Genomic DNA, 22,339 nt, shown 5'->3' with positions numbered 1-22,339 from the left:
CCCATGGCCACACTGACTCATCCGACCATCATGCGGGCCCTGGACTGGGCCTGGACCCGGGCGGCCAAGGGCCTGCCCGGCCAGGACTCGGCCGAGAAACTGGCCAGCCGGCACAGGGACCCGTCCGTGCCCCTGGAAACGCGGCTGGCGGCCATCCTTAAAAGCCATCGGCGGCAGGCCGCGGCGGCCGGATTTCTCACCAACGTCGGCGGTCTGGCCCTGCTGCCGGCCACACTCCCGGCCAACTTGGCCGGCACGCTTTTCATCCAACTGCGCATGGTCCAGGCCATGGCGCTGGTCTGCGGCCACGACCTGTCCGACAACCGGGTCCGGGCCCTCTGCGGCCTGTGCCTGTGCGGCTCCAAGGCGGCCGAGGTGGCCGGGGCGGCCGGCGCGAAATTCGGTGTCAAAATAACCGAACGGTTTCTGGCCGAGCTTTCGACCCAAATGGCCGCCCGCCTGAACCGGCTGGTCGGGTCCCGGCTGCTGGCCCGGCTCGGGGAGCGTGGGGTCCTCGGGGCCGGCGGCCGGCTCGTGCCCGTGGTCGGCGGCCTCATCGGCGCGGCCTGCGACGGGGCGACCACGGCCGGCATCGGCAAGGCGGCCATGGTCCTGTTGACGGCGACCGCCGCCGGGAAAGAAGCATCGGGGCGCCGCCCCGAACCCCGCCGGGGGGAATGATTCCCCCCGGTCCCCCCCGCCTGTTTTCCCCCGCTCGGGGGGGCCGGGGGGGTGTGCAACCGGGAACATCGTTGACAGTTTGGACCGGGTACATCCCTGACACTTTTTAGCTGATCAGGGATCGAACCGGAACCACCCGTTTGGGGTCTTTGGGGCAAAACCCGCCGAGCAGGTGCTCTCCAAGATAAACCAGCCAACGATCATCATAATTTCTGGTCAGGCCGATGCGACATTTCGCAAATGCCTCGCCGAGAAAAATCTGCCTGCCTTCCCAGTTGAACATCCCATCCCGGCGAACCGTCCGACTTTCGAAAGAGGAGGGATACTCAAAGCATGGTTCGTTTCGAGGCAGCCGCCGGGACGAAGGCCGGTAGATTGAAGCCGGCGTGGCCTGATCAAGTGCTTCATGGGGACGATGGCTATTAAATCGCTCCCGCCAGGACTCCAATCGTTCTTGTTGCTCCCGCAGATTCGCCGAAGGCGGGATAGTGGCTTCCAGTTTCAAGGTCCGATGCATTCTTTCGTGGCAGCCATTTTGCTCGGGCTTTCCAGGCGCGATGAAGTCCACGACAATACCCAGCTGGAGCCACCAGACGCTTAAGCCGGTCAAACCTGCGATCCCGGTCGAACCAAACGGAGTCCCATTGTCCACGCGGATGGCGCGTGGCAGGCCGTATCGCATAAACACCCGCCGCATCGCCTCTTTTGTTCGTTCAAGCGTCTGCGTAGGAAAGACGTAACACCCTAAGACATAGCGGCTAAAGATGTCACTGATTGTCAAAGGATGGCAAATGCTCCTGTCCTCCAGGCGAAACCAGCCCTTGTAATCCGCACTCCAAACATCATTTGCCTGTTTGGGCTGCCGGAGATCCTCTCGCCGCAACCGGCCTCCTGACTGACGGCGCTTTGCTTTTGTGGCGGTGATCAATCCGTGCCGTTTCAAAATGTCGCCGGCTGTACTTTTGGCCGGTGGGTACTCTATGCCGTGCACATCTTGCAGAAGCCTGACGAGCTTTTTGGGACCCCAGTAGGGATTCTCCTGTCGCAATGCGAGTAATAACGTGACGACTGCATCAGGTGTTTTGTGCGGGCAATGCCGGGCAACGCGGCTTCGTTCCCCAAGCCCTTCCCCTGCCTGATAGCGGCGCAGCCACTTGTAACCCGTTTCGCGACTGATCCCATACTTGCGGCACAAGGCTGCAAATGATTCCCGTCGCTGCGACAACTCCACAATGAACCGGGCGCGTTCTTCCATCGGATTGACCTTTTTCCAGGGCATTGGAGCTTCCTCCTCTGCCCAAAAGTGTCAACCATGTACCCGGTCCGTTCTGTCAATCATGTACCCGGTTCATACCGGGGATGATCCCCCCCGGCCGCCGGAGGCCTCTTTCTCTGCCTCCTCTCCATCACCCCTTCTGGGGCACCCGCCAGGAAGGATCGTACCGGCCCTGGCGCGGCCGGCGGGAGGTGCCGCCGTGGAGCCCCCGGCGCACGAGATAGAGGAGCCGCCGGCTGAACTTGGCGGCCCAGGCGTCGCAGGCCCGGTCCTCCCGGATCTGCTCCTTCATGGTGGCGGCCGTCTCGGGCCGACCTTCCCGCCGGGCCAGCCGGCGGCGCAGGGCGTAGTGGCCAAGCTCGTCCACCAACGCCATGGTCTTGCGGAAATCCCGCACCGAATCGTTGATATAAATATGGTAGCGGCCGTCCCGGAACAGCAGGAACCCCCAGCTGTCGATGTCGTCCACCACGTCCACCACCAGATCGTCCCGTCTTTGGGCCAGGTCATAGAGCCTGGACAATACCCCCGCCATAGGCGCTCCTTTGCCGGCCGTGCCGGTACGACCATGACAATAACCCCTGTCCGCCACGCGTCAAGGCGGCGAGGCGGCCAGGGTTGCGCAGGGGCTGCGCCGGTGCTAGGAGTCGGACCGGGCGCGTGCAAGGCGCCGGCCGAAGTACCCAGGGCCGAGTCATGGCGCTTATCGAATTCAAACGTTGCCCCCACTGCGGCAAGACCACGTGGCAGGAGTTTGTGCCCCAGGCGCCTCCGGCCCCGTCCTATTGGCGTTGCCGCGACTGCGGCGACCGGCGGGACGCCAGGCGGATCAGTGTCGGCCAAAGCGCCCTGCTCAACCATGGCCGCATCCAGACCGACCAGTTGTGCGCCGATGTCCTGATCGTGGACATCAGTCCGCGCGGCGCCAAGCTCCGCTCTGACGAGGAAATGCCGGTCGTCGTGCGCGAGGGCGAGCGCCTGCTTTTCAATCCCCAGCTCCAGCCGTTCGGCGAACTGGCCCGCTACCATCCGAGCATCGTGCGCTGGATCCGGGACGGCGACTTCGGCGTCCACTTCGAGCGCCCCCTGGCCATGGCCTCCGTGGACATCATGCGCATCGTCAAGAACTGACCGCCTTTCCCCCCGGTTCCACTGCCGGCCGGAACATGGCCGCAAAGCCGGGCATGGCCGTTGCGCCCGGCCGGCCAAGCGGGTATGCTGCGTCCACCTCATGGCCGCGAAGCGGCCGTACCGGAAAGGAAGGCGCGCGGCCATGCAGGACTACGAAAAAATTCGCCACGCGGTAAAAACCGGGGACAAGATCATGGACCTGGCCGTTTCGCTCGGCCTCGATCCGGAGCACAGCACCATCCGCGACCTGGCCGACATGCTCCTGCAAAACGCCCTGGCCCCGGCCGATCCGGCGGCCCTGCCGGCCAAGCGCTGACCCGCCGGCCCCCCTTCTCCCATGTCGCGGCCCCGGAGCCCGGGCCTGCGGATTTCGAGAAGAACAGACCTGAGGAATCGTATTTTTCTTGGAAAATACCACCCTGTCCTTCAAAGGGCGCACCCTCAGGCCACAAGCCACGAAAAAAGCCCGGCGCGCGCGTCGGGCTTTTTTGCGGCACGAGGCCGCCGCCATCCGCCACCCTCTGCCGGCGCCGGCCGGAAGGCGGCCGGACGGCGGCGGGCCGCCTACTGTCGCGTTCTCGAAATTCGTGCATACGAATTTCGAGAATAACATATTTAAATAACTATCTTTTTCTAAAAAATAATAACCTATTTTTTAGCGAACGCCACCCTAGTTTTCCAGGTCGATGATGACCGGACCGAGGATGCTGGCCAGCGGGCGGGACAAAAACTCCTCCCGCTTGATCTCCTTGCCGTCGTACAGCATGCTTTCGATGTGGATGATCTTTTGCATCCAGACGTTATTCTCGATGGTCTTGGGGATCTCGGTCTCCACGATGCGGGCCGTGATCTTGTCGATATCGATCTCTTCCACGTCGCTGAACGAATACGTATGGATGTATTCTTCGTTGTATCCGAAGCAAAAGAGCAGGTTGTTCTTGACGTAAGGCTGGAATATCTTCTTGGCCGGGTGGCTCTTGACCTCGCAATTGATCTTGTTTAGGCTGACCCGGAGCTTTTCTTTCTCATTGACAATGATATAGACGACCGGACGATTGCTTTCCAGCAGATCCTCGCCTGAAGAGTGGACGTTGTTGTCCACCCCGTGGAAGATGTAATCGATATACCGTTCCCGGTTGGCTTCCCTGGCTTCCCGCACCAATTCCTTCTCGATGTAGGAATAAAAAACGCGCTGACCGAAACCCTTGATCTCAATGTTAAACTTCATCCTCAGCCTCCTCGGCGGATTCCATGGTGTTCCGGCCTTGTCCGGGAAACGGCCCCAGTCCTTCCGGCCCGGCTATCGTTTTGATACTACGCGGCTTTTCCGCTGTGGTCAATTTGCCGTCCTGTGCGCCGTTCTTTTCGGGCCGCTTCTTGGCCTTCCGGCCGTCCCGGCCCTGGCCGCCGACCCCATCGCGGCCCTGGCCCCGCTTCTCGACACCCCCTACCGCGATGACGGCGTGGACGATCCGGCCGGACGCCACACCCTTTTCGCCGACCCGGCCGCCGTCTTTCCCGGGCCGGGCTACAACTGCAGCGGCTTTGTCACCACGGCCTCGCGGCGTCTTTTCGGCCGTGCCCTGCCCTTGGATGCGGCCAAGCGCGACCGCAAGGGCGATTCCGGTCCGGGCTGCTGGCTCGGCCAGGACTGGGACTTCGGCTACGACCTGATCCTGAACATCACCGACGGCCTGCCCCGGCATGTGCTCGGCCCGGACGGCGGCGGCCTCGACCCGGCGGCCGTGGACGCGGCCCGGTTCCGGGGCTTTCCCCTGCACGACGCCGCCGCCTGGGCCGCGGCCCTGGCCGGCCTTGGGCCCGGCGAGGCCGCCCTGGCGGCCCTTAGCAAGAAAAAGGACGGCCGGCTTCTCTACTACCACGTGGGCCTCGTCGTCCGGGACGGCCAGGGCCGGATCTTTTTCTACCATGCCACCCCGGGCCGGGGGGCCCACCGCCTGGACCTGTCCTCGCCCGCCGGCATGGCCGCGCTCAAAAAGGAATTCGCGGAAAAGACCTTTGGCGAAAAGTGGATCCTGCTCGTGGCCGCGCCCCTGCCCCGCTAAGTCCCGCCCTCTTCTCTCGACTTCCTTCGATCAGCACAGCGGAAAGAGCCGGATGCCCTCGGCCGTATCCTCCACCCGGTAGCCGAGCCCCTCGATTTCGGCCCGAAGCGCGTCGGCCCGGGCGAAATCCCGGGCCTCCCGGGCCCGCGTCCGCTCGGCGACAAGCCTTGCCGCCGCCTCGGGCCAGGCCTCCCCGGGCACGGGCAGCCGGGCGGGGTCGAGGAGTCCGAGCACCGCGTCCGCCTCGGTGAGGGCCCGCAGGAGCCGCGCGGCGTCGGCCCCGGGCAGCCGGCCGGCCGACAGCCGGCCGTTGGCGAACCGGCAAAAGGCGAACAGGCGGGGCCAGAACTGGAAGACCGACAGGTCGTCGGCCACGGCCGCGGCAAGCGCCTCGCCAAGCCCGCCCGCCTCGGTCTCCACCGCGTCCGACGCCGCCCCCCTGCCCTCGGGAATGAGCCCCAGATTGGCGGCCAGCTCCTGGACCCGGCCCCGGTTTCTCTCCCACATGCGAAGGGCGTCCGGCGCGGCGGCCAGCGGCTTGTGGTAGCCGATGGAAAGGAGCCAGGCCCGCACCGTCAGCGGATGGACGCCAAGGGCCAGGAGATCGCCAAGGACCGGGGCCTTGGCCTCGGGCCCGTCCCGACCCGTGACCCGGCCGCCGGCCAGCCAGGCCGCCGGCGCGAGCCCGGCCCCGACCGCCCAGATGGCGCGCAGGTTTTCCAGATGCGGAAACGTCTTGTCCTCGTCGGTCAGGACCACGGTCACGGCCGGCAGGGCCTGGGCCGCAGCCGCGGCCATCTGGAGGAACCAGCTCGGCCGCACATTGCCCCAGGTCGTGGCCAGGGCGTCCCCGGCCTTGAGGTCTTTGAGGCTCACGCGCTTTAAAAGCGTGAAGTCCTGGGGGTTGTCCTTGGCGTAGGCCAAGAGGTCCACGGTCTTGCCAAGCGCCAGCTTGGTCATGTCCGTGCCAAGGAGCCGGCCGTAGGCCTTGTCCCGGGCCACGTCGAAATAGACGCTTCGAAGCTTCTCGTAGGCCAGCCCCTTGCCCATGAGCTTTCGCGTCAGGGCCAGGGCCTCGTCCAGGGCCTCGCCGGCCAGGGGAAAGACCGCGCCCGAGACGCCAAGGAGCCCGGCGTACCCGGCCACCCGGGTCCGGGCCGCCTCGGCGAAGTCGCGGCACTTCTGCCCGGCCGCCCGGGCGGCGTCGAGGCTCCTGTCCTCAAGATCCGCCAGCCCCACGGCCAGGGTCGGCCGGGCGGGCCCCCGGGACAGGGCCCGCCGCAACACGTCGAGGGTCACCACCCGCCGCCAGGCGTCCAGGTCGCCGGGTTCGGCCAAAGGCGGGCCGAAGGTGAAAAGCCCGGGAACGGCCCCGGCCGGGTCGAGATAGACCGGCTCGGCCGTGCCCAGGCCGCGCAGGGCCACGCCCTTTTTCTCGGGCACGGCGAAAAGCGTGGTCGACAGGTACCGTTCTCCGCCGTCGGCCAGGATGACGACCACCAGCCCCTCGGCGAGGGAGGCGGCCAGGGTCGCCGCCGCGGCCATGGCCGCGCCGCCGCTCATGCCGACCAAGAGGCCCTCCTCCCGGGCCAGACGCCGGGCCATGGAAAAAGCCTCCTCGTCCTCCACGGACACGATGGCGTCCAGGGCGTGCTTGTCGAAGATACCCGGCGGATAGGATTCCTGCATGTTCTTGAGGCCCTGGATCTTGTGTCCCGGATGGGGCTCCACTGCCACCACTTTGACGGCCGGATCGTACTCCTTCAGTTTTTTGACCAGTCCCATGGCCGTGCCCGAGGTGCCGAGGGCCACCACCACGTGGGTCACGGCCCCGCCGGTGGCCTCGAAGATCTCCACCGCCGTGCTGCCGTAGTGGGCCTCGATGCTGGCCGGATTGTTGAACTGGTCCATGAGCACGTATTTTTCCGGCTCCTCCCGGGCCAGCCGGTAGGCCTCCTCGATGGCCCCGTCCGTGCCGAGGTTGCCGGGCGTCAGCACGATTTCCGCGCCGTAGGCCCGCATGATGCGCTTTCGCTCCTCCGAGGCCGAGGCCGGCATGAGGAGCTTCAAGCGGTATCCCTTGACCGCGCAGACCATGGCCAGCCCGATGCCGGTGTTGCCGGAAGTGGCCTCGATGATGGTGTGGCGCGGGGTCAGCTCGCCCGCGCGCTCGGCCGCCTCGATCATGGCCAGGGCCACCCGGTCCTTGATGGATCCGCCCGGGTTTCGCATCTCGATCTTGGCGGCCAGGGTCACGGCCGGGTTGGGATTGACGCGCGCCATGCGCACGAGCGGTGTTGCGCCGACCAGGGAAAGGACGGAGTCATGGATCATGGGAGCCTCGCGGATTGGAACCGGACCGGTCCGGCTGGCCTTGGTGGTAGGCAAAAAACGGCCAACCGGCAAGAGTGGCAGGATTATTGCTTTGGGTTTGGCACTCCACCCCAAGGACGGCGCCATGCGGATCAACACGTTTCTTGCCGACAACATCAAGGCTCTGGCCGAGGCCAAGGCTCCGGTGGCGGCCTGGCTGGCCGCCACGGCCCCGGACCCGGACATGGTCTTCGACCGCATTTTCCTCAACCGGGCCGGCACCTTCGACTGGCGCATGGACAACGGCCAGGGGATTTTCGAAGGCCTGCCCCCGGCGCTCCTCTACCGGGACTGGCGCCCCAAGGACATGGCCGAAGGCGGGGCCACGGTCATCGTCGGCACGGCGCTCGGCTATGGCCTGAACCACGTCCTGACCGGCACGCCCCATTCGCACAAAGTCCTGGTGGTGGAACCCCGTCCGGAGATGCTGCTGGCCTGCCTCGGCCAGACCGATTACCGGGCCTTTCTGGCCCACGGCAAGCTCAAGTTCCTGACGCCGGACCCGGCCGCCATCGAGCAGGCCATCCATTCCCTGGACGTCAGCTTCCTTTTCGCCCGCATCCACCTGCGAAGCGACATGCCGAGCAAGCAGATGGGCCCCGAATACGCCCGGGCCACGGCCCTGGTGCGGGCCAAGCTCGAAAGCATGTCCGTGGAGCTGACGACGCTTCGCCACAAGCAGGAGGTCATGGTCGGCAACGAACTGCGCAACTTTTCCCGGGCCATGCGCGACGGCAGCCTGGCCCGGGTCGAGGGCATGGCCCGGGGACTTACCTGCGTCATCCTCGGGGCCGGGCCGTCCCTGCCGCGCTTCGCCCCGCTTCTGGCCGAAAACCGGCGGGGAGCGCTCTTTGTCTCGGCCCTCCAAACCCTGCCGGCCCTCGAACGCCTGGGCCTCAAGCCCGACCTGTGCCTGGCCATCGACTTCAACACCGACATGGCCAAGTGCCTGGAAAATCTTCAAGACCCCGGCTTCGCCGCCGACATCCCGTTCATCTATTCCACCAAGATGCAGCCCGGGGTCCTGGACCGCTATCCCGGGCCGAAAATTCCGCTGTGGACCCAGGGCGGCATCGGCACCTTTGTCCTGCGGGACCAGGAGCTGGTGCTCGACGCCGGCGGCAACGTGGGCGTGACCTTGGAGCGGTTCCTGACCTGGGCCGGGGCCGAGCGGTTCGTCCTGGTCGGCCAGGACCTGGCCTGGCAGGGGACCTCCACCCACGCCGCCGGCCACCACAACGCGGGCTGGGTCCACACCTACAACCCGAATGAGGACGTCAGGCTCAAGAACCTGGCCGGCGAGGACATCTACACCCACCACGGCTTCCTGGCCGCCAAGCGGGACATGGAAAAAGACATCAAAACCGCCAAGGCCGCCTTTTTCAACCTCTACGGCGGCGGCGTGGTCATCGAGGGCGCGGCCAACATCGGCCCGGACGAGCTTCTCTCCGGCGACCTTCTCCAGAGCGTCGGCATCGCCCGCGAGGTCTTCCTGGACGCCCTCGACCGGGCGGCCGCCCCCCGGGTGCGGCCGGTCTTTTCGGCCAAGGCCGCCGAGTGGGGCACGTCGCTCAGAAACGTCTCGCGCCGGCTGGAGAAGCTCATGCGCAAGGCGGACAAGCACCAGGACGAAATCCGGACGCTCTTGTCCCAGGTCCAGTTCTTCATCAAGCACGATCCGCTCTACATGCCCTACCTCTACAACGAGATCATGGACCTGGCCGGGCTCATCCACACCCGGCCCCGCTACGGCGTCAAGGAACTGACGGCGTTCAAGGCCATCCGCCAGCGCGTCCTCGACAAGGTCAAGGAAATCGACGCCTCCCTCGCCCCGTCCGATTCGTGGGCGGCCTGAGGGTGAGAGGAGAAGAGAAGAGGCCTCCGGCGGCCGGGGGGGATCATCCCCCCCGGACCCCCTGGAAGGGGATTTGGGGAAGCGGGAGGGGCTGCGGCCGTTGGCGGAAGACGGAGCGAGTTGAGCAGACGGCCCCCTTTCGGGTGGGTCCGGGAGGGGGTGACCCCCTCCCGGCCGCCGGAGGCCTCTTCCCTCCGTCTCACCCGGGACGAACACCGTCCACGATCCGCCGCAGTCTTGCGGCGGCTTCCCTGGGATTGGGCGCCGAGCAGATGGCCGAGACCACGGCCAAGCCGGCCGCGCCCTGATCGAGGACCGAGGCGGCATTGGCGCTGGTGATGGCCCCGATGGCCACCACCGGCACCTCGGCCAGGGCGATCATGGCGGCAAGACCGGCCAGGCCCTGGGCCGCGCCGGCATCGGGCTTGGTGGCCGTGGCGAAGACCGGGCCGGCCCCGAGGTAGTCTACGGGCTCGCCCCGGGCCGCCCGGGCCTCGGCCTCGCCCGTGACTGACAGCCCGATGAGGGCGTCCGGCCCGAGGATGGCCCGCACGTCCGCCGGGCGCATGTCGTCCTGGCCCACGTGCACCCCGTCCGCCCCGGCGGCCAGGGCCACATCCACCCGGTCGTTGATGAGGAGCGGCACCCCGCGCGGCCGGAGGATGCCGGCCACGGCCCGGGCCAGCTCCACGAACTCCCGTGTGGATGCCGTCTTCTCCCGCAACTGCACCAGGCCCGCCCCGCCGGCCACGGCCTGCCCCACCACGTCCAGAAGGTCGCGGCCCAAAAGCGCCGGCCGGTCCGTGACCAGGTAGAGGCCGAGGTCCAAACGCGGCCGGCTCACGACGCCACCCGGGCCCCGGCCCGGAGGTCCGCCTCGGCCAGGGAATACAACGTGTCCAGAAACCGGACGGCCAAGCTCCCCGGACCGGTCGCGCCGGCTGCGGCCAGGGAGCCGGTGGCCGCCATGACGGCCATGGCGTGGACCGTGGCGGCAAAGGCGTCGCCGTTGACCGCCAGAAACGCGCCGACAAGGGCCGTGGCCGTGCAGCCAAGGCCCGTCACCCGGGTCATCATCACATGCCCGCCGGCCAGCTCCAGGCGTTTTTCCCCGTCCGTCACCACGTCCACCGCGCCGCTGACGCAGACCACGCAGGACCGGTTTCGGGCCAGGGCGGCGGCGGCGTCCACGGCTTCGAGGCTCCCTTGCAGGCTGTCCACGCCGCGCGAGGCGGCCTCCTCGCCGGCCAGGGACAGGATTTCCGAGGCGTTGCCGCGTATGGCGGCCACCGGCCCGGCGTCAAGGACGCGCCTCGCCACCTCGCGCCGCCAGGGTGTGGCGCCGGCGGCCACCGGGTCGAAGACCACCGGCACCCCGGCCGCGTCCGCCGCCCGGCTGGCGGCCAGCATGCTGGCCACGTCCTCTTCGCCCGGCGTGCCCATGTTGCAGACCACGGCCCGGGCCAGTCCGGCCAGGGAGGCGGCATCGGCCGGATGGTGGGTCATGGCCGGCGAGGCCCCAAGCGCCAAGAGGGCGTTGGCCGTGGTGTTGGTGACGACCGAGTTGGTGATGTTGACCACGAGCGGATTTTCGTCGCGGATGCGGCCAAGGTCGGCAAAGGCGGCAGCGGCAAGGGGCATGGCAGTATCCCGTGTTGGCGGTGGCGGCCGGGCGGCCGTGACGGTCGGAGCGCAGGGGGAAACGGGCGGGCGGGCATCCGAATTCCCTCCGGCGGTACGAGCCGCGTCAGGTTCCATGGGTATGCTCTCAGCCGCGCCCCCGGGACGCGGCACCCCAATCGGACGCCGGACCGTAGCCGGTCGCTTTGGCCCTGGCAAGCCGGCACTGGAGAGAGGAAGAGGCCTCCGGCGGCCGGGGGCGATCATCCCCCGGACCCCCTGGACGGAGGAAAACGACGAAGGGCGGCCCCGTTTGGGGACCGCCCTTCGTCGTTTTCCGGGTCGGGTGGGTCCGGGAGGGGGTGACCCCCTCCCGGCGGGGTCCGGGGCAGAGCCCCGGTCTTCCTCTTCCTTTTATACGAACACCAGTGCCTCGTCGCGCACATCCACGGTGACGGTCTGGCCGTCGGCCACTTGGCCGCCGATAAGGGCCTTGGCCAGGGGCGTCTCCACGTGGGCCTGCAGGTAGCGCCGCAGCGGCCTGGCCCCGAAGACCGGATCGTAGGCCGTCTCGGCGATGAAGGCCTTGGCCGCGTCGGACAGGACCAGGCTGATCTTGCGGTCGGCGAGCCTGGCCCGCAGGCCGCCGAGCATGAGCTCGACAATGGCCGCGATCTGGCCGCGCAACAGCGGCTTGAAGAGTACGATCTCGTCCACCCGGTTTAAAAACTCCGGCCGGAAGTGCCCGCGCAAGGTGTTCATGACCGCCTCGGTCACACCCGGCAGAAACGCCCCCGACGGATCAATGCCCTCCAGCAGATGCTGGGCCCCGAGGTTCGAGGTCATGATGATGATCGTGTTCTTGAAATCCACGGTCCGGCCGTGGCTGTCGGTCAGCCGGCCGTCGTCGAGGATTTGGAGCAGCGTGTTGAACACGTCGCTGTGCGCCTTCTCGATCTCGTCGAAAAGGACCACGCTGTAGGGCTTTCGGCGCACGGCCTCGGTCAGCTGGCCGCCCTCGTCGTAGCCGATGTAGCCCGGAGGGGCGCCGATCAGCCTCGCCACCGTGTGCCGCTCCATGTACTCGGACATGTCGAGCCGGATCATGTTGTCCTCGGTGTCGAAGAGCGCTGCGGCCAAGGTCTTGCAAAGCTCGGTCTTGCCGACGCCGGTCGGCCCGAGGAAAATGAACGAGCCGATGGGGCGTCGCGGGTCCTTGAGCCCGGCCCGGGCCCGCAGGACCGCGTCGGCCACGGCCGTCACCGCCTCGTCCTGGCCGACCACCCGGCCATGGAGCAGGTCGCCGAGGCGCAAGAGCTTCTCGCGCTCGCTCTCGAGGAGTCTCGTCACCGGAATGCCGGTCCACCGGGAGATGACCATGGCCACGTCGTCGGGGCCGACCTCCTCGCGGATCATGCGGGCCCCGCCGGCTGCCTTGCCGATGGCCTCCTCCTGGCCGGCCAGCTCCTTTTCCAGGGCCGAGAGCCGGCCGTAGCGCAGCTCCGCCGCCCGGTTGAGGTCGTAGTTGCGCTCGGCCTCCTCGATGGCCTGCCGGGTCTTTTCGATGTCTTCCTTGATGCGCCGCAGCACATCGACCGCGCCCTTCTCCCGCTCCCACTGGGCCAGATAGCCGCCCTGCTCCTCCTTGAGGTTGGCCAGCTCCTCCTCGAGCTTCTCCAGGCGCTCCCGCGAGGCCTTGTCCGTCTCGCGCTTGAGGGCCTCGCGCTCGATCTCGAGCTGCATGACCTTGCGGTTGATCTGGTCGAGCTCGGCCGGCAGGGAGTCGATCTCGGTGCGAATAAGGGCCGCGGCCTCGTCGATGAGGTCGATGGCCTTGTCCGGCAACTGCCGGTCGGCGATGTAGCGGGCCGAGAGCACGGCGGCCTCGACAATGGCCGAGTCGCTGATGCGCACGCCGTGGTGGACCTCGAACCGCTCCCGAAGTCCCCGCAGGATCGAAATGGTGTCCTCGACCGTGGGTTCGTCCACGAAGACCGGCTGGAACCGCCGCTCCAGGGCCGGGTCCTTTTCGATGTACTTGCGGTACTCGTCCAAGGTGGTCGCGCCGATGCAGTGGAGCTCGCCCCGGGCCAGCATGGGTTTGAGCATGTTGCCCGCATCCATGGAGCCCTCGGTCTTGCCCGCGCCGACGATGGTGTGGAGCTCGTCGATGAAAAGGAGGATGCGGCCCTCGGACGACTGCACTTCCTTGAGCACGGCCTTCAGGCGCTCCTCGAACTCGCCCCGGTACTTGGCCCCGGCAATGAGGGCCCCCATGTCCAGGGCGAAGATGGTCTTGTCCTTGAGGCCCTCGGGCACGTCGCGGTTGACGATGCGCATGGCCAGGCCCTCGACGATGGCCGTCTTGCCGACGCCGGCCTCGCCGATGATCACGGGATTGTTCTTCGTGCGCCGCGACAGGATGCGGATGACCCGGCGGATCTCCTCGTCCCGGCCGATGACCGGGTCGAGCTTGCCCTTTTTGGCGGCATCGACCAGATCCCGGCCGTATTTAGCCAGGGCCTCGTAGGTGCCTTCGGGATCGGCCGAAGTGACGCGCTGGCCGCCCCGGATTTCACTGAGGGCCGCCAAAACGCGGTTTTTATCGATGCCAAGGGCCTTGTTGATCTGGCCGGCCATGGTCGAGGGCGGCTCGTCGCAAAAGGCCAGGAACAGGTGTTCGACGCTGACGTATTCGTCTTTGAGGTGCTTGGCCAGATCCTGGGCCTTGACCAGCATCTCATTGAGGCGCGGGGTGACGTAGACCTGCCCCGGACTCGACCCCGGGCCGCTGACCCGGGGCAGCTTGCCAAGGGCGCGTTCGAGCTCGGCCAGGTAGGTATCGGGCGCATAGCCGGCCTTCTCCAGAATGCGCGGCACCAGCCCCTGCTCCTGGGTCAGGAGGGCATAGAGCAGGTGCTCGGCGTCGACCTGCTGCTGGCCCATGCGCACGGCCACGGCTTGGGCCTCGCCGATGGCCTGCTGGGATTTCTGGGTGAACTTGTTGAGATCCATGTAGTATCCTCCTCCGTGACTGCGACAAAGATAAGGACGCTTGCGCCGAAGGCAATACGAAAAATATTACAGCAGCCGGTTGAGCTCCCGAACCTTGTTCTCCAGGCGCTCAATGCGCTCCAAAAGATCGACCACGATGCTGGCCCCAAGGAGCGGCAACTCGAAATCGCGGCAAATGCGATCAAGTTTTCGCAATCTATAAACATCCCGTGGTCGAAACAAATAGGCATCGGCCAGGGTGCGTTCCGGAGTTATCCAGCCGAGTTCGATCAATTCGCCCACAACAGTCGGATCAAGGCCCGTCAATTCCTGGAGCTGGGCGAAACTCAGGCGTTCGGAGCGGGCGGGCACGGTGGCGACGGTGATGACTTGCTTGATGTCCATAACGACCTCGCTTGGGCGCTAAAACGACCGGGGACTGAAATCCGAGGCCGCGGCCAGCTGCTCCCAGAGCGCGCGCTCCTCGTCCGTGACGCTTGGCGGCACCGCGACCATGAGCCGCACGAGCTGGTCGCCGCGCTGGCCCCGGCCGCCGAGGCCCTTGCCGGCCAGCCGCAACTTGCGGCCGGACGACGAGCCGGCCGGAATGTGCATCTCCACCGCCCCGTCGAGGGTCGGCACCCGGACCTTGGCTCCGAGCGCCGCCTCCCAGGGCGTCAGCGGCAGGTCGAGGATGACGTTGCCCTCCTCGAGCTTGAAAAGGGCATGGGGCAGAATCTTGACCTTGAGGTAGAGGTCCCCGGCCTGGCCGCCGGACCGGCCGGGATTGCCCTGGCCGGACAACCGGATCTTGCCGCCTTCGCGCACCCCGGCCGGAATGTTGACGCTGAGCGTCTTGGTGCCAAGGCGCGGCGAGCCGTCGGGCCCGATGGCCTGCTCCTGGAGTGTGATGGACTTGGCCCCGCCCCGGTAGGCCTCCTCCAGGGTCAGTTCGAGGGTGGCGTTGGCGTCCGTGCCCCGCGCCGGGCCGCGCGAATAGCCGCCGGCCCCGCCAAAGCCGCCCGCGCCGCCGAAGTCGCCAAACGTGCCGCCCCGCTCGAACCGGGTCCGGCCGCCCCCGCCGCCCTGGCTGAAACCGCCGCCAAAGACCGTCTCGAAAAAATCCGAGAACGCGCCGGCATCGAACTGCTGGCCGCCCGCGCCGCCGAAATGGTACTGGGCCCCCTCGGCTCCCGGCGGCCGCCGGAAATTCTGCCCGTCCTGCCAGTTCGGCCCCAGGGAGTCGTAGAGCTTGCGCTTCTCCGGGTCCTTCAAGACCTCGTAGGCCTCGTTGAATTCCTTGAACTTCTTCTCGGCCTCGGGTTCGTCGGGATGGAGATCCGGGTGGTGTTTTCGGGCCAGCTTCTTGAACGCCTTGGAAATCTCGTCCTGGCTGGCGGTCTTCGAGACGCCGAGGAGCTTATAATAGTCCTTGTATTCCACGCTCATAAGGGCTCTGTCTCCCGTTATTCCGGCTGGTTTTCCGGCAAGTTTACATAATAAGTCGGCATCGTATTCCGTCAACCATCCCGGATGATTATCCCTCGGGGGGCCGGCCCTTTCCGTTTTATACCAGGGCGCGGGCAAAGGCCATAGCCGGGCGGTTCTTTCGCAGGCCCGCTTGCCAAGGCCGGGGCTTGCCGGTAGCTTCCCCGGCCATGTCGAAAAAGGATAAACCAGACGCGCACCACCCCTTTGCCGCCGCTCTCAAAGGGGTCAAGGTCGCCAAGAAAAAACACGTTCCGGACATCGTGGCCCAAGCGATTTCCTCGGCCTCCAAACCGGACACCCCGGAAGACGTCGACGAATCGCACTTCTTCCGGGCCATGAGCGGCGTCGCCCCCATGGACCGGGAAAAAACCAGGGGCCGCGACGTCCGCCCCGTCACCCCGCCGCCGCCCCCGCCTTCCCCGGCCGACGAGGAGGAAAAGGCCCTGGCCGCCCTCCACGACCTGGTCTCCGGCCGGGTCGAATTCACCCTCGAATACAGCGACGAATACGTGCAGGGCTTCGTCTCGGACCTCGATCCCAAGGTCTACCGCCAGCTGCGGGCCGGCCAGTTCTCGCCCGAAGCCCACTTCGACCTCCACGGCCTCAACACCGACCAGGCCATGCTCTCGCTGCTCCACTTCGTGCGCGAACAGTACATGGCCGGCAAGCGCTGCCTGCTCGTCATCCCCGGCCGGGGGGCCAACTCGCCGGGCGGCGTGTCCGTGCTCAAGGAAGAACTCAAGACCTGGCTGACCCGCGATCCCCTCAAACGGGTGGTCCTGGCCTTCACCACGGCGCTCCCCCGCCACGGCGGCGCCGGGGCCCTCTACGTCCTCTTGCGCAAGTTCAAAAAGACCAAGGGCAAGGTCCGCTTCGAAAAGGACTGGCCCGACTACGGGTGAGAAGAGGCCTCCGGCGGCCGGGGGGGATCATCCCCCCCGGCCCCCTGAATGGGGGACACAAACGACAAAGGGCGGTCCTGCCATGGGACCGCCCTTTGTCGTTTCCGGGTCGGGTGGGTCCGGGAGGGGGTGACCCCCTCCCGGCCGCCGGAGGCATCTTCGTCTTCGTCTTCCTCGCCGACGTCTACAGGATCTGCTCTAAAAACTTCTGGGTCCGCGGATGCTTGGGGCTCACGAAAAATTCGGCCGGCGTGGCGATTTCGAGGATTTGCCCTTCGTCCATGAAGACGATGCGGTCCGCGACTTCGCGGGCAAAGCCCATTTCGTGGGTGACGCAGACCATGGTCATGCCTTCGCGGGCCAGTTTGACCATGACGTCGAGGACTTCGCCGATCATTTCCGGGTCGAGGGCCGAGGTCGGCTCGTCGAAGAGCATGATCTTGGGGCTCATGGCCAGGGCCCGGGCGATGGCCACGCGTTGCTGCTGGCCCCCGGAGAGTTTGGCCGGGAAGACGTTGGCCTTCTCGAGGATGCCGACTTTTTCGAGGAGCGTGCCCGCCATGGCGTCGGCGTCGGCCTGGGCCATGCCCTTGAGCTTTATCGGGGCAAGCGTGATGTTTTGCAGCACGGTCTTGTGCGGGAAGAGGTTGAAGCTCTGAAAGACCATGCCCACTTCCATGCGCACCTTGTTGATGTCCACGGCCGGATCGTCGAGATCGAAGCCGTCGACCACGACCTTGCCGGCGCTGATGTCCTCGAGCCGGTTGATCGTGCGCAGGAGCGTGGATTTGCCCGAGCCGCTCGGACCGATGATGACCACCTTTTCGCCGCTCGCCACGTCCAGGCTGACGTGGGACAGGGCGGTCACGTGGTCGAAGCGCTTGCTGACGTCGCTTATGCGGATGATGGGGTTGTTATCGTTTGACATGGTGGGACAGACGCTCCTCCATGATGCTCACGAGCTTGGAGAGGATCAGGGTGATGATCAGGTAGATCACGGCGACCATGGTAAAGGTTTCGAAGTACTGGAACGATTCCGAAGCGTATTCGCGCCCCCGGCGCAGGAGGTCGGCCACGCCGAGGATGGAGACCAGGGAGGTGTCTTTTAAAAGGGCGATGAATTCGTTGCCGACCGGCGGGAGGATGGTGCGCCAGGCCTGGGGCAGGATGACGTGGTACATGGTCTGGGCCCGGTTGAACCCGAGCGACCGGGCGGCCTCGGTCTGGCCCACGGGAATGGCGATGATGCCGGCCCGGAAGACCTCGCCCATGTAGGCGCCGTAGCACACGCTCATGGAGAGGACGGCGGCGAGCAGGTCCGGGACGTGCACGAAGCGGCCAAGGGCGTAGTAGATGTAAAAAAGCTGCACGAGCAGCGGCACGCCGCGCACGATCTCGACGTAGGTCGAGGCGATGAGGTTTATGTGCTTGTTGCGCGAAATCCGTCCCAGGCCGGTGACGAGGCCGAAGACCAGGGCCAGGGCGATGGAGCAGACCGTGACCTGGAAGGTGACCAGGATGCCGTCCGGCACGAATTTGAAGATGCGCAGGTAGGGATCCGGCTTGAAATAGAGCAGCGCGCCAAGCACGAGCAGCGCGCCGACAAACGAGATGCGCCAGGCCGAAACCAGTCCTTTGTCCGAGGGTTTGGGAATGGCGGCCCCGTCGCCGACATCGATGACGACGGGCGTCTCTTCCACGACAACCTTGCCTTGTTTGTTCATGCGACTCTTTCCGATTGGCGCGTCCGCCGGCTGGAAAAAGCCGGCGGACGCCGTCTGAATGCCAGGAGGCGGACTTATTTGCCGCCGCCGATCCACTTGGCGAGGAGCTGCTTGTCGATGCCCTTGCTTTTGACGGCTTCGATGCCCTTGTTGATGAGTTCGAGGTCTTCCTTGTTGCCCTTCTGCACGGCGATGCCGTAGAATTCGTCCTCGCCGGCTTCGACGATGCAGGCGATCTTGAGCGAACCCTTGTACTTCTCGTTCTGCAGGGCGTACTGGGCGGCAACCGGGTCGTCGCAGACCACGCCGTCGATGCGGCCGTTGTACAGGTCTTCGAAGGCCAGGCCGACCTCGTCATACGACTTGTCCTTGATGCCTTCCATCTTCTTGATGGCAAAGTGGCCGGTGGTGCTGATCTGGGCGCCAAGGGTCTTGCCCTTCATGTCGTCCACGCATTTGGCCGTGGACTTGACCGGAACGACCAGGGCCTGGCGGACCTTGAAATAGGGGGTGGAGAAATCCATGGTGTTCTTGCGTTCGTCGGTGATGGAGACCGAGGAGCAGATGGCATTGTACTTGCCGGAGGCCAGGCCGGCGAAGATGCCGTCCCAGGCCACGGCCTTGAATTCGGCGGTGAACCCGGCCTCCTTGCCGGCGGCCTTCATGTAGTCGATGGCGTAGCCGGTGATTTCCTTGTCGGCGTTGACGAACTCCATGGGCGGCCAGGTGGCGTCCGTGGCGAAGACAATGGTCTTGGCCAGGGACGCCGAAGCGGCCATGGCGACGATCACGAGGGCCAAAGCAAGTTTTTTGACCATGGAAGACTCCTCTCGTTGGATGTGGTACAATTTACGGGACAGTCCCTTGGCACCGGGTTGCGGGTCACATCCTTGTGTCCGAAACGACACAAAAATTCAAGGTCATGGGACCGTTATTTCGACCGTCCCGCGCCGTTGCGGCCGGCGGGCCCCCTGTTCCAAATTCGGCAAAATCCGGCCAGTCTTTCCAGATTTTCGGCGAAATCGGCCCGGCCGAAGCCGATGCGGAACCGGCCGGGCCACTCCTCGCCGTAGAGGCGTCCCGGCAGCAGCAGGAGACCGGCTTTTTCGAGGGCTTCCCGGCAAAAGGCGTCGGCGTCCCCGGAGACCAGCCCCGGAAAGGCCGTCAGTCCGCCGCGCGGGGCCACGAAATGGAACAGATCGGCCCGGTCCAGAAAAAAGGTCTCCAGGAGCCGCCGGTTGCCGGACAGGAGCGCGCGCATCCGGGCCAGGAGCGGCTCCCGGGCGGCCAGGGCGCAGCCGGCCAAAAATTCCGAGGGTCCGGAACCGCAGATGGACAGGTAGTCCTTGACCGTGGCCATGCGGGCGAGGAGCTCCCGGTCGCGGCAGGCCACCCAGCCGACCCGCAGTCCGGCCAGGCCGAAGGATTTGGACAAGACGCCAAGGGACACGGCCCCGGGGTCCAGGTCGCAGGCGGCCGGCAGGGTCGGCACGCCGTCGGCCTCGGAGAACCGGTAGACCTCGTCGGAAAAGACCCGGGCCCCGCGCTCCCCGGCCAGTTCGAGCATGGCGGCGAAGGCGCCGCGCGTCGGCAGGTAGCCGGTGGGGTTGTGGGGAAAATTGACCACCAGCACCTTGGCCCGGCCGTCCAGGAGGGAATCCAGCTCGGCCATGTCCGGGGCGAAGCCCCAGGCCGGATCGCAGCGCCAGGCGGCCACCCGGCACGAAAGGCTCCGGGCCACGTCGGTCAGGGACTGGTAGCTCGGGGTGGTGGCCACCACCTGGTCGCCCGGGGAGAGCGCCGCCCGCATGAAGGTGTAGATGGCCTCCTCGGCCCCGACATGGACCAGGATATCATCGGGCGTGACGGTCTCGTAGAGGCCGGCGATGGCCGCCCGCAGTTCGGGCGCGCCCCGGGAGTCGGTGTAGCCGAGCCGCAGCCGGGCCAGGCCTTCGGCGGCCCCGGGCACGAGGTCGAGCAGTTCGGCCACGGTCAGGGTTTCGCCGTCCGAGGCGCACAGCAGATGGGGCGCGGAAAATTCATGTTCCGCGAAAAAACGTTCCAGGCGAAAGGGAGGCAGCACGGCGTTTGCAATCCTTTTTGGGGCCGGATACGGTGCTTTGGCAAAAGAAAGCGGACATACCCATGATTTCATCTCCCGGCAAGCTGCTTGTGCTGCTTGGGCTGGCTGTGACCTGCCTGGGCCTCGTCCTGCTTGCGGCCGAAAAAACCGACCTGTGGCAAAGCCTGTGGTCCCGGTTTCCCCTGGGCCGGCTGCCCGGGGACATCCACCTGCGCGGCCAGGGGTTCTCGGTGCATTTCCCCTGGGTCACCTGCCTCGTCGTCAGCGCCGTCGTTTCCATCTTCCTGTGGATTTTCAGAAAATAACGTTTCCATGACATCCGGCCGGCCGGATTGTGGCCCGACCGGTTTTGTGCTAGCCCTCCCCTCCTATGCCATTCGACATCGCCCAGATCCTGCGCACCAACAAGACGTTGGCCATTTGGGCCGCCTTTTTCGGTCTTGTCTGGCTGGCCAGCTATTACGGCCTGTTTGGCCTGGTGTTCATCACCTACATCCTGTGCTTTCTCTTCAACGGCCCCATCGAGCGGCTGGCCGCCCGGACCAAACTGCCGCGCACCCTGTGGGCCGTGGTCGTCTACCTCATTTTCGTGGCCATGGTCCTGACCATCGCCTCCTCGGTCCTGCCCAAGCTCGGCTCCGAGTCCACGGCCTTCCTGAAAAAGCTGCCCGACACCCTGGAGACCCTGCGCCAGCGCCTGGATGCCTGGGCCTGGCTGGCCCCGGACATGGCCGCGCCCATCTCCAAGATCAAGGACTACCTGGCCCTCGAAGCCCTGGTCGGGGTCAAGGCGGAAACCCTTTTCGTCATCGCGGTCAATTCGTTCAACCAGATCACCACCTACATCTCGACGTTTCTCCTTGGCACGCTTTTCAGCTTCCTCATCATGCTCGACTTCCCGAACCTGCGCGCCCGCACCATCGCCCTTCGGGACTCGCGGCTGCGCGACATCTACGACGTGACCGCCCGCAGCGTGATCCGGTTCGCCGTGGTGGTCGGCATGGGCTTCCGGGCCCAGATGATGATCGCCGCCTTAAACACCATCCTGACGGCCATCGGGCTCGTGATCCTCGGCATCCAGCCGGTGATGCTCCTGTCCACGGTGGTCTTTTTCTGCGGCCTGATCCCGGTCCTCGGCACGTTCATTTCCTCGGCCCCCATCGTGCTCGTGGCCGTCAACACCGTCAGCCCCGGCCACGCCGTTTGGGCCATCGTCATGATCATCCTCGTGCACACCATCGAAACCTATGTCTTAAACCCCCGCATCGTGGCCGCCATGTTCAAGATCAGCCCGCTGCTCACGCTGGTCATCCTCTACGTCGGCCACAAGCTCTTCGGGTTGTGGGGCATGGTCCTCGGCGTCCCGGTCTCGGTCTTCCTCCTGCGCCACGTCATCCTCGGCTCGGACCTGGATGCCTCGCACAAGGACGCCCTGCCGCCGGCCGTGAAAAAGGAGTGGGGAGAAGGCGGCGGCGATGCCTGATCGGGTGCGGCGATTTTTCGCGGCAGCGCCGACCGCGCTGGCGCTCGTCCTGTGCCTGGGGCTGGCGGCCCCGGCCACGGCCGGCCTGGAGGAAGGCAAGCAGGCCTACCGCGACGGCGACTACGCCCGGGCCCTGGAGGAATTCCTGCCCCTGGCCACGGCCGGCGACGCCACGGTCCAAAACCAGGTGGCGGCCATGTACTACATCGGCCAGGGAACGTCCCAGGATCTGGCCCAGGCGGCCGAGTGGTTCCGGAAGTCGGCGGCCCAGGGCAATGCCGACGGCCAGTATTGCCTGGGCAAGCTCTACTATTCCGGCCAGGGCGTGGCCCAGAATTTCGAGGAGGCGGCGCGGCTCCTGACCGAGGCGGGGCTGGCCGGCAAGGGCGGGGCCCAGTATCTCCTCGCCACCCTCTACCTCTACGGCAAGGGCGTGTCGCGAAATCCGGTCAAGGCCTATTTCTGGTCCCTGCTGGCCGTTGGCGCGTCCGATCTGCCGGCCGAGGACAAGGCCGGGGCCTTGGGCCTTCGCGACCAGATCCAGGCCATGCTCTCCCAGCGCCAGATCGACTCCATCCAGGCCATGGCCCGCAACTGGACGCCGGGCAAACGCAGCGTCCTGCCGGGAATGCGCCGGGGGGGCTGATCGCCCGCCGACGC

At 66.3% G+C, this 22,339-nt stretch carries 23 protein-coding genes and 1 riboswitch; of the genes, 10 read left to right on the top strand and 13 right to left on the bottom strand.

The window, feature by feature from the left end; translation table 11 throughout:
• Positions 1 to 3 precede the first annotated feature (3 nt).
• Positions 4 to 681: an EcsC family protein gene (locus tag DFW101_RS18095; protein ID WP_009182964.1), complete on the top strand. Its 678-nt coding sequence runs from the start codon at positions 4 to 6 to the stop codon at positions 679 to 681.
• 106 nt (positions 682 to 787) lie between these two features.
• Here the strand turns inward: DFW101_RS18095 and DFW101_RS19255 are convergent, their stop codons facing one another.
• On the bottom strand, positions 788 to 1,960 hold the full coding sequence (locus DFW101_RS19255; protein ID WP_009179523.1) for an integrase core domain-containing protein: 1,173 nt from the start codon (positions 1,958 to 1,960) through the stop codon (positions 788 to 790).
• Between the two features lie 127 nt (positions 1,961 to 2,087).
• The gene (locus DFW101_RS18090) at positions 2,088 to 2,492 is read right to left on the bottom strand and encodes a hypothetical protein (protein ID WP_009182963.1); all 405 of its coding nucleotides are present in this window, start codon (positions 2,490 to 2,492) and stop codon (positions 2,088 to 2,090) included.
• Positions 2,493 to 2,653: 161 nt separating this feature from the next.
• Here DFW101_RS18090 and DFW101_RS18085 point away from each other — a divergent pair, with 161 nt between their 5' ends.
• From DFW101_RS18085 to DFW101_RS19700, 3 genes are all read left to right on the top strand, one after another.
• Positions 2,654 to 3,088 (top strand): PilZ domain-containing protein, encoded by a 435-nt coding sequence (locus DFW101_RS18085; RefSeq protein ID WP_009182962.1) that lies wholly within the window; start codon positions 2,654 to 2,656, stop codon positions 3,086 to 3,088.
• A gap of 142 nt (positions 3,089 to 3,230) precedes the next feature.
• Entirely contained in the window at positions 3,231 to 3,404 is a 174-nt protein-coding gene (locus tag DFW101_RS19855; RefSeq protein ID WP_009182961.1) for a hypothetical protein, read from the top strand.
• 88 nt (positions 3,405 to 3,492) lie between these two features.
• Positions 3,493 to 3,711, top strand: coding sequence for a hypothetical protein (locus DFW101_RS19700; RefSeq protein ID WP_157137673.1), 219 nt, complete (start codon positions 3,493 to 3,495; stop codon positions 3,709 to 3,711).
• Positions 3,712 to 3,758: 47 nt separating this feature from the next.
• Here the strand turns inward: DFW101_RS19700 and DFW101_RS18080 are convergent, their stop codons facing one another.
• Complete coding sequence (locus tag DFW101_RS18080; protein ID WP_009109853.1) at positions 3,759 to 4,316, bottom strand: hypothetical protein; 558 nt, start codon at positions 4,314 to 4,316, stop codon at positions 3,759 to 3,761.
• Between the two features lie 37 nt (positions 4,317 to 4,353).
• Here DFW101_RS18080 and DFW101_RS18075 point away from each other — a divergent pair, with 37 nt between their 5' ends.
• On the top strand, positions 4,354 to 5,154 hold the full coding sequence (locus DFW101_RS18075; protein WP_009182960.1) for a hypothetical protein: 801 nt from the start codon (positions 4,354 to 4,356) through the stop codon (positions 5,152 to 5,154).
• Positions 5,155 to 5,184: 30 nt separating this feature from the next.
• On the opposite strand, the gene DFW101_RS18070 is transcribed toward DFW101_RS18075, so the two are convergent.
• The gene (locus DFW101_RS18070; protein WP_009182959.1) at positions 5,185 to 7,488 is read right to left on the bottom strand and encodes a cysteine synthase; all 2,304 of its coding nucleotides are present in this window, start codon (positions 7,486 to 7,488) and stop codon (positions 5,185 to 5,187) included.
• A 124-nt stretch (positions 7,489 to 7,612) separates the two neighbouring features.
• On the opposite strand from DFW101_RS18070, the gene DFW101_RS18065 reads away from it, so the two are divergent.
• Complete coding sequence (locus tag DFW101_RS18065; RefSeq protein WP_009182958.1) at positions 7,613 to 9,382, top strand: motility associated factor glycosyltransferase family protein; 1,770 nt, start codon at positions 7,613 to 7,615, stop codon at positions 9,380 to 9,382.
• Between the two features lie 199 nt (positions 9,383 to 9,581).
• Here DFW101_RS18065 and thiE read toward each other — a convergent pair whose 3' ends face one another.
• The 5 genes from thiE to DFW101_RS18040 all read right to left on the bottom strand — a co-directional run bounded on the left by thiE (position 9,582) and on the right by DFW101_RS18040 (position 15,445).
• On the bottom strand, positions 9,582 to 10,226 hold the full coding sequence (thiE, locus tag DFW101_RS18060) for a thiamine phosphate synthase (RefSeq protein WP_009182957.1): 645 nt from the start codon (positions 10,224 to 10,226) through the stop codon (positions 9,582 to 9,584).
• Positions 10,223 to 11,023, bottom strand: coding sequence for a hydroxyethylthiazole kinase (gene thiM, locus DFW101_RS18055; protein ID WP_009182956.1), 801 nt, complete (start codon positions 11,021 to 11,023; stop codon positions 10,223 to 10,225). The genes thiE and thiM overlap by 4 nt, the downstream gene beginning before the upstream one ends.
• Before the next feature lie 66 nt (positions 11,024 to 11,089).
• A riboswitch (TPP riboswitch) is annotated at positions 11,090 to 11,190 on the bottom strand.
• A gap of 226 nt (positions 11,191 to 11,416) precedes the next feature.
• On the bottom strand, positions 11,417 to 14,017 hold the full coding sequence (clpB, locus tag DFW101_RS18050; protein WP_009182955.1) for an ATP-dependent chaperone ClpB: 2,601 nt from the start codon (positions 14,015 to 14,017) through the stop codon (positions 11,417 to 11,419).
• Between the two features lie 66 nt (positions 14,018 to 14,083).
• Positions 14,084 to 14,401 (bottom strand): chaperone modulator CbpM, encoded by a 318-nt coding sequence (locus DFW101_RS18045; protein WP_009182954.1) that lies wholly within the window; start codon positions 14,399 to 14,401, stop codon positions 14,084 to 14,086.
• A gap of 18 nt (positions 14,402 to 14,419) precedes the next feature.
• Positions 14,420 to 15,445 (bottom strand): DnaJ C-terminal domain-containing protein, encoded by a 1,026-nt coding sequence (locus tag DFW101_RS18040; protein WP_009182953.1) that lies wholly within the window; start codon positions 15,443 to 15,445, stop codon positions 14,420 to 14,422.
• Positions 15,446 to 15,654: 209 nt separating this feature from the next.
• Here DFW101_RS18040 and DFW101_RS18035 point away from each other — a divergent pair, with 209 nt between their 5' ends.
• Positions 15,655 to 16,389: a Smr/MutS family protein gene (locus DFW101_RS18035; protein WP_009182952.1), complete on the top strand. Its 735-nt coding sequence runs from the start codon at positions 15,655 to 15,657 to the stop codon at positions 16,387 to 16,389.
• A 184-nt stretch (positions 16,390 to 16,573) separates the two neighbouring features.
• On the opposite strand, the gene DFW101_RS18030 is transcribed toward DFW101_RS18035, so the two are convergent.
• The 4 genes from DFW101_RS18030 to DFW101_RS18015 form a co-directional block, all read right to left on the bottom strand.
• On the bottom strand, positions 16,574 to 17,317 hold the full coding sequence (locus DFW101_RS18030; RefSeq protein ID WP_009182951.1) for an amino acid ABC transporter ATP-binding protein: 744 nt from the start codon (positions 17,315 to 17,317) through the stop codon (positions 16,574 to 16,576).
• Positions 17,304 to 18,113 (bottom strand): amino acid ABC transporter permease, encoded by an 810-nt coding sequence (locus DFW101_RS18025; RefSeq protein ID WP_009109871.1) that lies wholly within the window; start codon positions 18,111 to 18,113, stop codon positions 17,304 to 17,306. The genes DFW101_RS18030 and DFW101_RS18025 overlap by 14 nt, the downstream gene beginning before the upstream one ends.
• A gap of 74 nt (positions 18,114 to 18,187) precedes the next feature.
• The gene (locus DFW101_RS18020; protein WP_009182950.1) at positions 18,188 to 18,931 is read right to left on the bottom strand and encodes a basic amino acid ABC transporter substrate-binding protein; all 744 of its coding nucleotides are present in this window, start codon (positions 18,929 to 18,931) and stop codon (positions 18,188 to 18,190) included.
• A 113-nt stretch (positions 18,932 to 19,044) separates the two neighbouring features.
• On the bottom strand, positions 19,045 to 20,196 hold the full coding sequence (locus DFW101_RS18015) for an aminotransferase class I/II-fold pyridoxal phosphate-dependent enzyme (protein WP_009182949.1): 1,152 nt from the start codon (positions 20,194 to 20,196) through the stop codon (positions 19,045 to 19,047).
• 62 nt (positions 20,197 to 20,258) lie between these two features.
• On the opposite strand from DFW101_RS18015, the gene DFW101_RS18010 reads away from it, so the two are divergent.
• From DFW101_RS18010 to DFW101_RS18000, 3 genes are all read left to right on the top strand, one after another.
• Positions 20,259 to 20,501, top strand: coding sequence for a DUF2905 domain-containing protein (locus tag DFW101_RS18010; RefSeq protein WP_009182948.1), 243 nt, complete (start codon positions 20,259 to 20,261; stop codon positions 20,499 to 20,501).
• Between the two features lie 65 nt (positions 20,502 to 20,566).
• Positions 20,567 to 21,679: an AI-2E family transporter gene (locus DFW101_RS18005; protein ID WP_009182947.1), complete on the top strand. Its 1,113-nt coding sequence runs from the start codon at positions 20,567 to 20,569 to the stop codon at positions 21,677 to 21,679.
• Positions 21,672 to 22,325, top strand: coding sequence for a tetratricopeptide repeat protein (locus DFW101_RS18000; protein ID WP_009182946.1), 654 nt, complete (start codon positions 21,672 to 21,674; stop codon positions 22,323 to 22,325). Before DFW101_RS18005 ends, DFW101_RS18000 begins: the two co-directional genes overlap by 8 nt.
• Positions 22,326 to 22,339 lie beyond the last annotated feature (14 nt).

The sequence above is a fragment of the Solidesulfovibrio carbinoliphilus subsp. oakridgensis genome, assembly GCF_000177215.2.
Taxonomy (GTDB): Bacteria; Desulfobacterota; Desulfovibrionia; order Desulfovibrionales; family Desulfovibrionaceae; genus Solidesulfovibrio; species Solidesulfovibrio carbinoliphilus.
This window is presented reverse-complemented; position numbering and strand designations above follow the sequence as displayed.

Bases quoted from the DNA above. Each gene is read 5' to 3' on its own strand.
- DFW101_RS18045 (WP_009182954.1), bottom strand. From the start codon at position 14,401: ATGGACATCAAGCAAGTCATCACCGTCGCCACCGTGCCCGCCCGCTCC.
- DFW101_RS18080 (WP_009109853.1), bottom strand. From the start codon at position 4,316: ATGAAGTTTAACATTGAGATCAAGGGTTTCGGTCAGCGCGTTTTTTAT.
- DFW101_RS18010 (WP_009182948.1), top strand. From the start codon at position 20,259: ATGATTTCATCTCCCGGCAAGCTGCTTGTGCTGCTTGGGCTGGCTGTG.
- DFW101_RS18035 (WP_009182952.1), top strand. From the start codon at position 15,655: ATGTCGAAAAAGGATAAACCAGACGCGCACCACCCCTTTGCCGCCGCT.
- DFW101_RS19255 (WP_009179523.1), bottom strand. From the start codon at position 1,960: ATGCCCTGGAAAAAGGTCAATCCGATGGAAGAACGCGCCCGGTTCATT.
- DFW101_RS19855 (WP_009182961.1), top strand. From the start codon at position 3,231: ATGCAGGACTACGAAAAAATTCGCCACGCGGTAAAAACCGGGGACAAG.
- DFW101_RS18090 (WP_009182963.1), bottom strand. From the start codon at position 2,492: ATGGCGGGGGTATTGTCCAGGCTCTATGACCTGGCCCAAAGACGGGAC.
- DFW101_RS18095 (WP_009182964.1), top strand. From the start codon at position 4: ATGGCCACACTGACTCATCCGACCATCATGCGGGCCCTGGACTGGGCC.
- DFW101_RS18070 (WP_009182959.1), bottom strand. From the start codon at position 7,488: ATGATCCATGACTCCGTCCTTTCCCTGGTCGGCGCAACACCGCTCGTG.
- DFW101_RS18020 (WP_009182950.1), bottom strand. From the start codon at position 18,931: ATGGTCAAAAAACTTGCTTTGGCCCTCGTGATCGTCGCCATGGCCGCT.
- DFW101_RS18085 (WP_009182962.1), top strand. From the start codon at position 2,654: ATGGCGCTTATCGAATTCAAACGTTGCCCCCACTGCGGCAAGACCACG.
- DFW101_RS18030 (WP_009182951.1), bottom strand. From the start codon at position 17,317: ATGTCAAACGATAACAACCCCATCATCCGCATAAGCGACGTCAGCAAG.
- DFW101_RS18065 (WP_009182958.1), top strand. From the start codon at position 7,613: ATGCGGATCAACACGTTTCTTGCCGACAACATCAAGGCTCTGGCCGAG.
- thiM (WP_009182956.1), bottom strand. From the start codon at position 11,023: ATGCCCCTTGCCGCTGCCGCCTTTGCCGACCTTGGCCGCATCCGCGAC.
- clpB (WP_009182955.1), bottom strand. From the start codon at position 14,017: ATGGATCTCAACAAGTTCACCCAGAAATCCCAGCAGGCCATCGGCGAG.
- DFW101_RS18000 (WP_009182946.1), top strand. From the start codon at position 21,672: ATGCCTGATCGGGTGCGGCGATTTTTCGCGGCAGCGCCGACCGCGCTG.
- DFW101_RS18040 (WP_009182953.1), bottom strand. From the start codon at position 15,445: ATGAGCGTGGAATACAAGGACTATTATAAGCTCCTCGGCGTCTCGAAG.
- DFW101_RS18005 (WP_009182947.1), top strand. From the start codon at position 20,567: ATGCCATTCGACATCGCCCAGATCCTGCGCACCAACAAGACGTTGGCC.
- DFW101_RS18025 (WP_009109871.1), bottom strand. From the start codon at position 18,113: ATGAACAAACAAGGCAAGGTTGTCGTGGAAGAGACGCCCGTCGTCATC.